This window comes from Streptomyces mexicanus, from assembly GCF_902506575.1.
GTDB lineage: Bacteria > Actinomycetota > Actinomycetes > Streptomycetales > Streptomycetaceae > Streptomyces > Streptomyces mexicanus.
In genome coordinates this window covers 1169954-1183374 of record NZ_LR732544.1, presented here as the reverse complement: position 1 = coordinate 1183374, position 13421 = coordinate 1169954, and the positions used below count along the sequence as shown (strand labels likewise).

Here is a 13421-nt window from a genome sequence, read left to right as displayed (position 1 = left end):
GACGGGCCCGGAGGAATCCGGCGCCCGTCTTCTGCGTTTCCACCAGTGAACGCCCTGTTGACGGGCTGGAGGCGATCCTGGAGCCCAGGATCGCTACCATGGGTGCTCCGGAGCCTGACCGGGGGACCCGGATCACGCACGAGGAGCCCTCTTGCCAGACGAGGCCCAGCCACTGACCGCCGCCAAGCCCGAGTCCGCCTCGGCATCCGCGGCGAAACCCGCGCCGAACGCGTCGAAGGCCAAGAACGACGCCCGCGGGACGGTCGAGCGCGCCCCGTCCGCACCCGTGGAGAAGACCGCGGAAGCCGCCCGTCCCAAGCCGGCCCCGCCCGTGCGCGCCGCCTCCGGCCAGCCCGCCCGCTCCGGCTCCTCCAACCGCGTCCGCGCCCGCCTGGCCCGCCTCGGCGTGCAGCGCGCCAACCCCTACAACCCGGTCCTGGAGCCGCTGCTGCGGATAGTGCGCAGCAACGACCCGAAGATCGAGACGTCCACACTGCGCCAGATCGAGCGCGCCTACCAGGTCGCCGAGCGCTGGCACCGCGGCCAGAAGCGCAAGAGCGGCGACCCGTACATCACGCACCCGCTCGCGGTGACCACCATCCTCGCCGAGCTGGGCATGGACCCGGCCACCCTCATGGCCGGCCTGCTGCACGACACCGTCGAGGACACCGAGTACGGCCTGGACCAGCTGCGCCGCGACTTCGGCGACACCGTCGCCCTGCTCGTGGACGGCGTCACCAAGCTGGACAAGGTCAAGTTCGGCGAGGCCGCCCAGGCCGAGACCGTGCGCAAGATGGTCGTCGCCATGGCCAAGGACCCCCGCGTCCTGGTCATCAAGCTCGCCGACCGCCTGCACAACATGCGCACCATGCGCTACCTCAAGCGCGAGAAGCAGGAGAAGAAGGCGCGCGAGACCCTGGAGATCTACGCGCCGCTCGCCCACCGCCTGGGCATGAACACCATCAAGTGGGAGCTGGAGGACCTCGCCTTCGCGATCCTCTACCCCAAGATGTACGACGAGATCGTCCGCCTGGTCGCCGAGCGCGCCCCCAAGCGCGACGAGTACCTGGCGATCGTCACCGACGAGGTCCAGCAGGACCTGCGCGCCGCCCGTATCAAGGCGACCGTCACCGGCCGCCCCAAGCACTACTACAGCGTCTACCAGAAGATGATCGTCCGCGGCCGTGACTTCGCGGAGATCTACGACCTGGTGGGCATCCGTGTCCTGGTCGACACGGTCCGCGACTGCTACGCCGCCCTCGGCACCGTGCACGCGCGATGGAACCCGGTCCCCGGCCGGTTCAAGGACTACATCGCGATGCCGAAGTTCAACATGTACCAGTCGCTGCACACGACGGTCATCGGCCCCAACGGCAAGCCGGTCGAGCTGCAGATCCGCACCTTCGACATGCACCGCCGCGCCGAGTACGGCATCGCCGCGCACTGGAAGTACAAGCAGGAGGCCGTCGCCGGCGCCTCCAAGGTGCGCACCGACGCGCCGAAGACGTCGGCGAAGGACAAGGACGCCATCAACGACATGGCGTGGCTCAGGCAGCTGCTGGACTGGCAGAAGGAGACCGAGGACCCCAGCGAGTTCCTGGAGTCGCTGCGCTTCGACCTCTCCCGCAACGAGGTCTTCGTCTTCACGCCCAAGGGCGACGTCATAGCGCTCCCGGCCGGCGCCACCCCCGTCGACTTCGCCTACGCCGTCCACACCGAGGTCGGCCACCGCACCATAGGGGCCCGTGTCAACGGCCGCCTGGTGCCGCTGGAGTCCACCCTGGACAACGGCGACCTGGTGGAGGTCTTCACCTCCAAGGCCACCGGCGCCGGCCCCTCCCGCGACTGGCTCGGCTTCGTCAAGTCGCCGCGCGCCCGCAACAAGATCCGCGCCTGGTTCTCCAAGGAGCGCCGCGACGAGGCCATCGAGCAGGGCAAGGACGCCATCGTCCGCGCCATGCGCAAGCAGAACCTGCCGATCCAGCGCATCCTGACCGGCGACTCCCTGGTCACCCTCGCGCACGAGATGCGCTACTCGGACATCTCCGCGCTGTACGCGGCGATCGGTGAGGGCCACGTCTCGGCGCAGAACATCGTGCAGAAGCTCGTCCAGGCCCTCGGCGGCGAGGAGGCCGCCACCGAGGAGATCGACGAGTCCATGCCGCCCGCGCGCGGGCGTGGCCGCAAGCGCCGCGCCAGCGCCGACCCGGGCGTCGTCGTCAAGGGCGTCGAGGACGTGTGGGTGAAACTGGCCCGCTGCTGCACGCCCGTGCCCGGCGACCCGATCATCGGCTTCGTCACCCGGGGCAGCGGCGTCTCGGTGCACCGCAGCGACTGCGTCAACGTCGAGTCGCTGTCGAGGGAGCCGGAGCGGATCCTGGACGTCGAGTGGGCGCCCACCCAGTCCTCGGTGTTCCTGGTCGCCATCCAGGTCGAGGCGCTGGACCGCTCCCGGCTGCTGTCGGACGTCACGCGCGTGCTGTCCGACCAGCACGTCAACATCCTCTCCGCGGCCGTCCAGACCTCCCGCGACCGCGTCGCCACCTCCCGCTTCACCTTCGAGATGGGCGACCCCAAGCACCTGGGCCACGTCCTGCGCGCGGTTCGCGGCGTGGAGGGCGTCTACGACGTGTACCGGGTGACGTCGGCCCGCACCCGGGCCTGATCCGCGCCCGATCGCCGGAGTTCCGCGGGACGGCGACAGAAGGCACCGCACACGGCGAGAGGGCCCCGTACGCACCGTACGGGGCCCTCTGGCCGCATCCGGCCGGCGGCGCTCAGCCGCCGAACTCCTGCAGGCCCTTCAGCGCCTGGTCCAGCAGCGCCTGACGGCCCTGAAGCTCCTTCTCCAGCTTCTCCGCCTTGGCGGTGTTGCCCTGCGCCCGCGCCTGCTCGATCTGGCCCTTGAGCTTGTCCACGGCGGCCTGCAGCTGGCCCGTCAGACCCTCGGCACGCGCGCGTGCCTCCGGATTCGTCCGGCGCCACTCGGCCTCCTCGGCCTCCTGAAGCGCCCGCTCGACCGCGTGCATCCGGCCCTCGACCCGGGGACGGGCGTCCCGCGGCACATGACCGATGGCCTCCCAGCGCTCGTTGAGCGAGCGGAAGGCGGCCCGCGCGGCCTTCAGATCCGTGATCGGCAGCAGCTTCTCGGCCTCCTCGGCCAGCTCCTCCTTCAGCTTCAGGTTCTCCGCCTGCTCCGCGTCCCGCTCGGCGAACACCGCGCCGCGGGCGGCGAAGAAGACGTCCTGGGCGCCGCGGAACCGGTTCCACAGGTCGTCCTCGTGCTCCCGCTGGGCGCGGCCCGCGGCCTTCCACTCCGCCATCAGCTCGCGGTAACGGGCCGCCGTGGGACCCCAGTCCGTCGAGTCCGACAGCGCCTCGGCCTCGGCGACCAGCCGCTCCTTGGTCTTGCGGGCCTCCTCGCGCTGCGCGTCCAGCTGAGCGAAGTGCGCCTTGCGCCGCTTGGAGAACGCCGAGCGCGCGTGCGAGAAGCGGTGCCACAGCTCGTCGTCGGACTTGCGGTCCAGGCGCGGCAGCCCCTTCCAGGTGTCCACCAGCGCCCGCAGCCGCTCGCCGGCCGCGCGCCACTGGTCGGAGCGGGCCAGCTCCTCCGCCTCGGCGACCAGGGCCTCCTTGGCGTGCCGGGCCTCGTCCGCCTGCCGGGCGCGCTGCGCGCGGCGCTCCTCGCGCCGCGCCTCGACGGTCTCGACCAGCTTGTCCAGACGGGCCCGCAGCGCGTCCAGGTCACCGACCGCGTGGTGGGCGTCCACCTGCTCGCGCAGATGGTCGATGGCGGCCTGCGCGTCCTTCGCCGACAGATCGGTGGTGCGTACTCGCTTCTCGAGGAGGCCGATCTCGACCACCAGGCCCTCGTACTTGCGCTCGAAGTAGGCCAGCGCCTCCTCGGGGGAGCCGGCCTGCCAGGAACCGACGACCTTCTCGCCGTCGGCCGTCCGCACGTACACGGTCCCCGTCTCGTCGACGCGGCCCCACGGGTCGCTGCTCACAGCGCCTCCTCCACATGATGCCCGCGAGGGCGCCTCGAAGCTCCCCCGGGCATCGTCCACAGTTTCGTCACGGCCAACATAGGCGACCGGCGGGTTGCCTGTCCGCATCCAGCGCGACCGAAATTACGCAGTTGACGGTCAGGATTTCACGACCGTGGCCTTGTCGATCACGACGGTCGCGTTGGGCGCCCCGTCACCGGCTCCGGTGCTCTCACCCGCGGCGGCGATCTTCTTGAGCACCTTCATCCCGGCCTCGGAGACCGTACCGAACGGCGTGTAGCTGGGCGGCAGCGGACTGTCCTGGTAGACGAGGAAGAACTGGCTGCCGCCGCTGTGCTTCTGCCCGGTGTTCGCCATCGCCACGGTGCCCGCCGGATACACGTTGCCCTTCAGGCTCTTGTCCTTCAGATTCTCGTCCGGGATCGTGTAGCCGGGTCCGCCGGTGCCGGTGCCCGTCGGGTCGCCGCACTGCAGCACGTAGATGCCGTTCGTGGTCAGCCGGTGGCACTTGCTGTGGTCGAAGTAGCCCTTGCCGGCCAGGAAGTCGAAGGAATTCACCGTGTGCGGCGCGGCCTTCGCCTTCATCGCCACGTCTATCTCGCCGCACGTCGTCGCCAGCTTCAGCGTGTACTGCGCCGAGGTGTCGATCGTCATCGCCGGCTCCTTCTTCCAGCTCAGCTTCTTCACCGAGCCGGCGGCCGGCTTCGCGCACGGATCCGGCGCCTTGCTGGTGGCCGACGCGCTCGGGGTGACCTCCGCGCTCGCGTTGGCCTTGTCGTCCTGGTCGTTCTTCAGGACCCCGGTCGTGTACAGCGCCGCACTGCCGATGACGACCACGCCGAGCACCGACGCGATCACCGAGTTGCGCACGCGGGCCCTGCGCCGTGCGGCGGTGCGCCGCTGCTGCTGCCGCAAGAACTTCTCCCGGGCGAGCTGACGCCGCCGCTGCTCCTGGCTGACCACCGGGTTCTCTCCTCATGCGTCTCGTGTGCCGACCGGCGGCTCGTGCGTCCGATGAGCCCACCGCCTGCGTGTGCCCCGTACCGTATATGGGTTCGCTGAGGATCCGGCAGCGCCGGTAGGCTCGGACCACAGCGAACAGGCCCTGATCGACACGAACGAAGGACGAACGTGCTCATTGCCGGGTTCCCTGCCGGTGCCTGGGGGACGAACTGCTATCTCGTCGCCCCCGCCGCCGGTGAGGAGTGCGTGATCATCGACCCCGGCCACCAGGCCGCCGACGGCGTCGAGGAAGCACTCGAGAAGCATCGGCTCAAGCCCGTCGCCGTCGTCCTCACCCACGGCCACATCGACCACGTGGCCTCGGTCGTCCCCGTGTGCGGCGCGCACGACGTGCCGGCCTGGATCCATCCGGCCGACCGCTACATGATGAGCGACCCCGAGAAGGGCATCGGCCGGTCCATCGGGATGCCGCTGATGGGCGAGCTGACCGTGGGGGAGCCGGACGACGTCAGGGAACTGGCCGACGGCACGAAGCTCCAGCTGGCGGGGCTGGAGTTCGCCGTCGCGCACGCCCCTGGCCATACCAAGGGGTCGGTGACCTTCCAGATGCCCGAGGCCGCGGACGTCCCGTCGGTCTTCTTCTCCGGGGATCTGCTCTTCGCCGGCTCCATCGGACGCACCGACCTGCCGGGTGGCTCCATGGAGGACATGCTCGACTCGCTGGCCCGTGTGTGCCTGCCGCTCGACGACTCCACCGTGGTGCTGTCCGGCCACGGCCCCCAGACGACCATCGGCCAGGAGCGCGCCACCAATCCCTATCTGCGGCAGGTGGCCGCCGGCCCGGGAGCCCAGGAGGCTCCCCGACGAGGAATGTGACGAGAGGCTTCGTGAGCACCTTCAAGGCCCCCAAGGGCACGTACGACCTGATCCCGCCGGACTCCGCCCAGTACCTCGCGGTCCGCGAGGCGATCGCCGCCCCGCTGCGCAACTCCGGCTACGGCTACATCGAGACGCCCGGCTTCGAGAACGTCGAGCTGTTCGCGCGCGGTGTCGGTGAGTCCACCGACATCGTGACCAAGGAGATGTACGCCTTCGAGACCAAGGGCGGCGACAAGCTGGCGCTGCGCCCCGAGGGCACCGCCTCCGTGCTGCGCGCCGCCCTGGAGGCCAACCTCCACAAGGCGGGCAACCTGCCGGTCAAGCTGTGGTACTCCGGCTCGTACTACCGCTACGAGCGCCCGCAGAAGGGCCGCTACCGCCACTTCTCCCAGGTCGGCGCCGAGGCGATCGGCGCGGAGGACCCGGCGCTGGACGCCGAGCTGATCATCCTCGCCGACCAGGCGTACCGCTCGCTGGGCCTGCGCACCTTCCGCATCCTGCTCAACAGCCTGGGCGACAAGGAGTGCCGTCCGGTCTACCGGTCCGCCCTGCAGGACTTCCTGCGCGGCCTGGACCTGGACGACGACACCCGCCGCCGGATCGAGATCAACCCGCTGCGGGTCCTCGACGACAAGCGCGAGTCGGTCCAGAAGCAGCTGACCGGCGCCCCGCTGCTGCGTGACTACCTGTGCGACGCCTGCAAGGCGTACCACGAGGAGGTCCGCGAGCTGATCACCGCGGCCGGCGTCTCCTTCGAGGACGACCCCAAGCTGGTGCGGGGCCTGGACTACTACACCCGCACCACCTTCGAGTTCGTCCACGACGGCCTCGGCTCGCAGTCCGCGGTGGGCGGCGGCGGCCGCTACGACGGGCTGTCGGAGATGATCGGCGGCCCCGCGCTGCCCTCGGTGGGCTGGGCCCTGGGCGTGGACCGCACCGTGCTGGCCCTGCAGGCGGAGGGCGTCGAACTCGAACTGCCCGCCACCACCAGCGTGTTCGCCGTCCCGCTCGGCGAGGAGGCGCGCCGGGTGCTGTTCGCCAAGGTCACCGAACTGCGCAAGGTCGGTATCGCGGCGGACTTCTCCTACGGCCACAAGGGCCTCAAGGGCGCCATGAAGAACGCCAACCGCAGCGGCGCCCGCTACACCCTGGTCGCCGGCGAGCGCGACCTGGCCGACGGCGTCGTCCAGCTCAAGGACATGGAGTCCGGCGAGCAGGTGGCCATCGGCGTCAACGAGATCGTGGCCGAGCTGGAGTCGAGGCTGGGCTGAGGCGGTGCCGGGGCGGGGCCGTGCGGCGTGCAGCGCCCGGCCCCCGCCCCGGCCCGTGGATCACCCCATGGGCTGGTCGGCCGCGTACCGGCTTGACGGCCGCGCGGCCCGGTCCGCCCCACACCGTCCGTCCGCTGTCCTGGTGCGAACGCTGTCCGGAACCGAGCGCCCGGCGCCCGCTGCGCGTACGTCCTTATGACGATCGAACGGTGCACCCGCGCGCGCGTGCGGCACAATGGCCCTGCCCGAAGCAGGTCCGACCCCCAACCGACGGAATCGGCGTGATGAGCAAGACGACAGTCAAGGACGTCTCCACGGAACCCGAACCGGAGCGCGCGGTGGCCGGGCCGCGCACCGCGGGCGGCAGCCGCGCCTTCGCCCTGCTGCTGGTGATCACCGGTGCGGCCGGACTGCTCGCCGCCTGGGTCATCACGATCGACAAGCAGAAGATCCTCGAGGCCAAGGTCGCCGGCAAGACCTTCACCCCGGCCTGCAGCCTCAATCCGATCGTCTCCTGCGGCAGCGTCATGGAGAGCAAGCAGGCCGCCGTCTTCGGGTTCCCCAACCCCATGCTCGGCCTGGTCTGCTACGGCATCGTCATCTGCGTCGGCATGAGCCTGCTCGCCCGCGCCCGCTTCCCGCGCTGGTACTGGCTGACGTTCAACTTCGGCACGCTCTTCGGCGTCTGCTTCGTCACCTGGCTGCAGTTCCAGTCGCTGTACCGGATCAACGCGCTGTGCCTGTGGTGCTCGCTGGCCTGGGTCGCCACGCTCACCATGTTCTGGTATGTGACCTCGTTCAACATCCGCAACGACTTCCTGCCCGCGCCGCGCGCGGTGAAGAACTTCCTCGAGGAGTTCACCTGGGTCATCCCGGTCACGCACACCGGTGTCATCGCCATGCTCGTCCTGACCCGCTGGGGCAGCAGCCTCTGGGCCTGACAGCCCGACCGCCCGAGGCGGCTCGGGGCACCTGACGGGCGAGAGGCACCCGGCCCCGGCCGGGTTGTCGGTGCGGTGCCATAGGGTTTCAGCGTGGAGCCCGACCTGTTCACCGCCGCAGCAGAAGAACGCCAGGAGAAGGACCCCGCCGCGAGCCCCCTGGCGGTCCGTATGCGCCCGCGCACCCTCGACGAGGTGGTGGGCCAGCAGCACCTGCTCAAGCCCGGCTCGCCGCTGCGCCGGCTGGTCGGCGAGGGCGCCGGGGGACCGGCGGGACCCTCCTCGGTGATCCTGTGGGGCCCGCCCGGCACCGGCAAGACGACCCTGGCGTACGTCGTCTCCAAGGCCACCAACAAGCGTTTCGTGGAGCTGTCGGCGATCACCGCGGGCGTGAAGGAGGTCCGTACGGTCATCGACGGCGCCCGCCGCGCCTCCGGCGGGTACGGCCAGGAGACCGTGCTGTTCCTCGACGAGATCCACCGCTTCAGCAAGGCCCAGCAGGACTCCCTGCTCCCGGCGGTGGAGAACCGCTGGGTGACCCTGATCGCCGCCACCACGGAGAACCCGTACTTCTCGGTCATCTCCCCGCTGCTGTCCCGCTCCCTGCTGCTCACCCTGGAGCCGCTCACGGACGAGGACATCCGCGGCCTGCTGCGCCGGGCGCTGACCGACGAGCGCGGCCTGAAGTCCGCCGTCACCCTCCCCGAGGACACCGAGGACCACCTGCTGCGCATCGCCGGCGGTGACGCCCGCCGCGCCCTGACGGCCCTGGAGGCCGCCGCGGGCGCCGCCCTGGACAAGGGCGAGAGCGAGATCGCCCTGACCACGCTGGAGGAGACCGTCGACCGGGCCGCGGTGAAGTACGACCGCGACGGCGACCAGCACTACGACGTGGCCAGCGCCCTGATCAAATCCATCCGCGGCTCCGACGTCGACGCGGCCCTGCACTACCTGGCCCGCATGATCGAGGCCGGCGAGGACCCCCGGTTCATCGCCCGCCGGCTGATGATCTCCGCCAGTGAGGACATCGGCCTCGCCGATCCCCACGCGCTGCCGATCGCGGTGGCCGCCGCCCAGGCCGTCGCCATGATCGGCTTCCCGGAGGCCGCGCCCCCCCTCAGCCACGCCCCCATCCCCCTCGCGCTGGCCCCGAAGTCGACCCCCGCGACGCCCGCCATCGGCGCCGCCCGGGAGGACGTGCGCAAGGGCCGGGCCGGCCCCGTCCCGCCGCACCTGCGCGACAGCCACTACAAGGGCGCCACGAAACTCGGGCACGGGCAGGGCTACGTCTCCCCGCACGACCTGCCCGAGGGCATCGCGGCCCAGCAGTACGCCCCGGACGCGCTGAAGAACCGCGAGTACTACACCCCGACCAGGCACGGCGCCGAGGCGCGGTACGCGGACGCGGTGGAGTGGACCCGCCGGCACCTCGGTCGAAAGCGGTCCTGAGGACCCTGTAGACTGCGGCAAAGCGCTGCGTCCCGTGTCCGGGACCCCGCAAGGGGAACCGGCACCACCAGAGCGGGACATCCAGCCGGAACCCCACCGCCGCAGGGCAGCGGGGATCCAGGAGCGTCGCGCACCGTCGAACGGTGTCGCGGGCAGCCCACCACCACCCCCGTCAGCCGGGGAGCGGTCGGTGGGCCACTCGCGTGCTGCACGTATGTGCCCAGACCAGGGGAGCGGCTGCCCGGCAGGTCCGAAGCGGACCCGCGGGTTTCCCCGGCTGCGGATGCGACCTCCCCTAACCCTGGTGAAGCCGTATTCACACAGAAACACGAGGTGTTCGGTTCCATGGCGAACCAGTCCCGCCCCAAGGTCAAGAAGTCGCGTGCCCTCGGCATCGCGCTGACCCCGAAGGCCGTCAAGTACTTCGAGGCCCGCCCCTACCCGCCGGGTGAGCACGGCCGCGGCCGCAAGCAGAACTCGGACTACAAGGTCCGTCTGCTGGAGAAGCAGCGCCTGCGCGCTCAGTACGACATCTCCGAGCGCCAGCTGGTGCGCGCCTACGAGCGCGCCTCCAAGGTCCAGGGCAAGACCGGTGAGGCTCTGATCGTGGAGCTGGAGCGCCGTCTCGACGCGCTGGTCCTGCGTTCGGGCATCGCCCGCACGATCTACCAGGCCCGCCAGATGGTCGTCCACGGCCACATCCAGGTCAACGGCCAGAAGGTCGACAAGCCGTCCTTCCGCGTCCGCCCCGACGACGTGGTCCAGGTCCGCGACCGCTCCAAGGACAAGACGCTCTTCCAGATCGCCCGTGAGGGCGGTTTCGCCCCCGAGGGCGAGACCCCCCGCTACCTGCAGGTGAACCTCAAGGCCCTGGCGTTCCGCCTGGACCGCGAGCCGAACCGCAAGGAGATCCCGGTGATCTGCGACGAGCAGCTCGTCGTCGAGTACTACGCCCGCTGATCCAGCGGCGGCACCACGCCTGCCGACCGGTGTCGGCGGGCCACCGCCTCAGCCCGTCGTCTCCCCGCCCCCGTGGGCGGGCGAGGCGGCGGGCTCGCGCGTGTCCGCCCCCTGCCGCGGTCCGGGCCGGCGCGGGGCCGGCAGCGGTGCCGGGGCCGAGGCCCGCGTCCGGCCCAGCGCCCGGTCCACCGCCGCCTCCCGGTCCAGCTCCGCGCCCGCCCGTACGCACCGCTCGTACCGCTCGTCGCCCAGCTGCTCCCGCGCCCGCGCCTCGCACAGCTCGTGCGGGGCGTTGTAGTACACGGAACCGAACAGCCGCAGCCCCACCGACGGCCACAGGGCGCCCGCCGCGCCCTGCAGCAGCGCCGCCTCCGCCGCGTCCCCCTCGGACACGGTGACCAGGGCCAGCAGCTCCAGCGCCAGCACCGACCCCAGCAGGTCGTTGAAGCCGTGCGCGCTGCCCAGGCACTCCACGAGCAGCGCCCGCGCGGCGGCCGGATCGTCCTCGCTCCAGGCCGCGTACGCCAGCACGTACAGCGCGTACGCGCGACTCCAGCGCTCCCCGTGGTCCTCGCAGACCCGGCGGACGTCCTCGCACAGCCGCACCGCCTCCGGCAGATCGCCCTGGAAGGCGCGGGCCATCGCCAGCTCGACCTGCCCCATGAGCACGGCGCTGTTGAGTTCGCCCAGCTCCCCGTAGCGCCGCAGCGCCGAGCGCAGCAGCGTCTCCGCGCGCTCCAGGTCGTCCGTGACCAGGGCCAGACAGCCGGTGCGGTGCTCGGTGTAGGCCAGCGCCCGCGCGCTTGCGGCGTCCTCGGCGGTGCGGCGGCACTCCTCCAGCGTGGCCAGGGCCGGCACCGTGTCGCCCTGCAGGATCGCCACATAGGCGAGCCCCGTCAGCGCCTTCAGCCGGGACGGCGCGTGGCCGCCGTCGAGGTTCGCCGCGCGGGTCAGCCAGTGCCGGCCTTCCGCGAGCCGCCCGCACCCGGTCCAGCAGAACCACAGGCAGCCCGCGAGGTACTGGCCCAGATGCGCCTCCTCGGGCCGGGTCACGCAGTACTCCAGGGCGCCGCGCAGATTCGGCAGCTCGACCTCGATCCGGGTGGCCACCTCCGTCTGCCGGGGCGAGAACCACTCCAGCTCGCACCAGGTGGCCAGGCCCAGGTACCAGTCGCGGTGCCGGCGCCGCAGCCGGTCGGTGTCCCCCGTCGCGGCCAGCCAGCCGGCGCCGTAGGCGCGGACGGTGTCCAGCATCCGGTAGCGCACGCCCGCCGGGGTGTCCTCGCGGCACACCACGGACTGCGCGAGCAGTTCCCCGAGCCCGTCCAGCACGTCGTCGGCGGGCAGCCCGTCGCCGCTGCACACGTATTCGGCGGCCTCCAGGTCGAACGGACCGGTGAACACCGAAAGGCGCGCCCACAGCAGCCGTTCGGCGGGCGTGCACAGCTCGTGGCTCCAGCCGATCGCGGTGCGCAGCGTGCGGTGCCGGGGCAGAGTGCCGGGGCCGCCGCCGGTCAGCAGTCGGAACCGGTCGTCGAGCCGTTCCAGCAGCCGGTCGGGGGAGAGCGCCCGCAGCCGGGCCGCGGCCAGTTCCAGTGCCAGCGGAATGCCGTCCAGGCGCCGGCACAGCTCGCGTACCGCCCGGTCCCCGCGCGCGACGCTCACCCCCTGCTGGGCGGCCCGCTCGGCCAGCAGGCGGACCGCGTCCTGTTCGGTCAGCGGCCCCAGCGGGAACAGCCGCTCGCCGGCCACCCCCAGCGGTCTGCGGCCCACGGCGAGCACCGACACGCCCGGCGCCCGCCGCAGCACCTCGGCCACCAGTTCGGCGCACGCCTCGGCCAGGTGCTCGAACCCGTCGAGCACCAGCAGCAGCCGCCGGCCGGACAGGTGCTCCAGCAGCGTGCGGCGCGGCGGCCGCATCGTGTGGTCGGTCAGGCCCAGCGCCCCCAGCAGGGCGTGGTCGACGAGCCCGGGATCCCGCAGCGCCGCCAGCTCCACCCACGCCCAGGGGCGCGGCCGCCCCCGCGCCGGACCGACCCCGCCGCTCGCCCCCTGGGCCGACGACGCGCACCGTGCCGCCGCGCGCAGCGCCAGCCGCGTCTTGCCGACCCCGCCCATGCCCGTCACCGTGACCAGCCGGGCGGAGCGCAGCGCCCGTGTCAGCGCGCCGAGTTCGGCGGTCCGGCCGACGAACGCGTCGAGCTCCGCGGGGAGGTCGCCCACCGTGCCCGCCGCGGAGGGGTCCAGGCCGTGCTCCGGACGCGGCGAGTCGGGCGTGGGATCGTGCATGGCGTCTCGCATGGGACACGGAGGGTACTGAAGCGTATGCGGTCCGTACAATCGCTCCCCGGATCCGCCCGCCCGCCGGTCCGGAATCCGGTACGGAGTCCCAGCCGTGGCGCGATAGGCTCGGTGCACGACTTTCTCGATGTTCTCGATGTCTCGCGACGCCGCGTGGGCGTTCGGGCACGGGACAGTTCAGGCACGTATCAGGGAGCGGGTGCGCACAGTGTCCGGTGGTGAGGTGGCCGGGATCCTGGTGGCCGTGTTCTGGGCGATCCTGGTCTCCTTCCTCGCGGTCGCGCTGGCGAGGCTGGCCCAGACGCTCAAGGCCACCACCAAGCTCGTGGCGGAGGTGACGGAGCAGGCCGTTCCGCTGCTGGCCGACGCCTCCCAGGCGGTGCGCTCGGCGCAGACCCAGATCGACCGCGTGGACGCGATCGCCTCGGACGTGCAGGAGGTCACCTCCAACGCCTCGGCGCTGTCGACCACCGTCGCCTCCACCTTCGGTGGCCCGCTGGTCAAGGTGGCCGCCTTCGGCTACGGCGTGCGCCGCGCGCTGGGCGCCCGCAAGGAGGACGTGCCCGCCCGGGCGTCGAGGCGTACCGTGATCGTGGGCCGCACCGTCCCGGCCGCGCGGCGGGGGAAGCGGAACAACCGGGAGAAGTAAG

At 71.8% G+C, this 13421-nt stretch carries 10 protein-coding genes; 7 read left to right on the top strand and 3 right to left on the bottom strand.

The window, feature by feature from the left end; translation table 11 throughout:
* Positions 1-151 precede the first annotated feature (151 nt).
* Entirely contained in the window at positions 152-2665 is a 2514-nt protein-coding gene (gene relA / locus GV126_RS05365; RefSeq protein ID WP_028423038.1) for a GTP pyrophosphokinase, read from the top strand.
* 112 nt (positions 2666-2777) lie between these two features.
* Here relA and GV126_RS05360 read toward each other — a convergent pair whose 3' ends face one another.
* Complete coding sequence (locus GV126_RS05360) at positions 2778-4007, bottom strand: DUF349 domain-containing protein (protein ID WP_159663148.1); 1230 nt, start codon at positions 4005-4007, stop codon at positions 2778-2780.
* A 138-nt stretch (positions 4008-4145) separates the two neighbouring features.
* Complete coding sequence (locus GV126_RS05355; protein ID WP_159663147.1) at positions 4146-4970, bottom strand: peptidylprolyl isomerase; 825 nt, start codon at positions 4968-4970, stop codon at positions 4146-4148.
* A gap of 168 nt (positions 4971-5138) precedes the next feature.
* On the opposite strand from GV126_RS05355, the gene GV126_RS05350 reads away from it, so the two are divergent.
* The 5 genes from GV126_RS05350 to rpsD all read left to right on the top strand — a co-directional run bounded on the left by GV126_RS05350 (position 5139) and on the right by rpsD (position 10470).
* On the top strand, positions 5139-5846 hold the full coding sequence (locus GV126_RS05350; RefSeq protein WP_159663146.1) for an MBL fold metallo-hydrolase: 708 nt from the start codon (positions 5139-5141) through the stop codon (positions 5844-5846).
* An 11-nt stretch (positions 5847-5857) separates the two neighbouring features.
* On the top strand, positions 5858-7120 hold the full coding sequence (gene hisS, locus GV126_RS05345; RefSeq protein WP_159663145.1) for a histidine--tRNA ligase: 1263 nt from the start codon (positions 5858-5860) through the stop codon (positions 7118-7120).
* A 284-nt stretch (positions 7121-7404) separates the two neighbouring features.
* Positions 7405-8061 carry a vitamin K epoxide reductase family protein gene (locus GV126_RS05340; protein ID WP_159663144.1) on the top strand — a complete coding sequence of 219 codons (657 nt, stop codon included), beginning with the start codon at positions 7405-7407 and terminating at the stop codon, positions 8059-8061.
* Positions 8062-8154: 93 nt separating this feature from the next.
* Entirely contained in the window at positions 8155-9510 is a 1356-nt protein-coding gene (locus GV126_RS05335) for a replication-associated recombination protein A (protein ID WP_159663143.1), read from the top strand.
* Positions 9511-9855: 345 nt separating this feature from the next.
* A complete protein-coding gene (gene rpsD / locus GV126_RS05330; RefSeq protein WP_028423045.1) occupies positions 9856-10470 on the top strand; it encodes a 30S ribosomal protein S4 in 615 nt (204 codons plus the stop codon).
* A 48-nt stretch (positions 10471-10518) separates the two neighbouring features.
* Here the strand turns inward: rpsD and GV126_RS05325 are convergent, their stop codons facing one another.
* Entirely contained in the window at positions 10519-12771 is a 2253-nt protein-coding gene (locus GV126_RS05325; protein WP_236569889.1) for an ATP-binding protein, read from the bottom strand.
* A gap of 208 nt (positions 12772-12979) precedes the next feature.
* Between GV126_RS05325 and GV126_RS05320 the strand changes: the two genes are divergently transcribed.
* Positions 12980-13420, top strand: a complete 441-nt coding sequence (locus tag GV126_RS05320) for a DUF948 domain-containing protein (protein WP_028423047.1) — start codon at positions 12980-12982, stop codon at positions 13418-13420.
* The last annotated feature ends 1 nt before the right edge of the window (position 13421 follow it).

Coding starts and splice junctions, on each gene's coding strand:
- GV126_RS05340 (WP_159663144.1), top strand. CDS start 7,405: ATGAGCAAGACGACAGTCAAGGACGTCTCCACGGAACCCGAACCGGAG.
- rpsD (WP_028423045.1), top strand. CDS start 9,856: ATGGCGAACCAGTCCCGCCCCAAGGTCAAGAAGTCGCGTGCCCTCGGC.
- GV126_RS05325 (WP_236569889.1), bottom strand. CDS start 12,771: ATGCGAGACGCCATGCACGATCCCACGCCCGACTCGCCGCGTCCGGAG.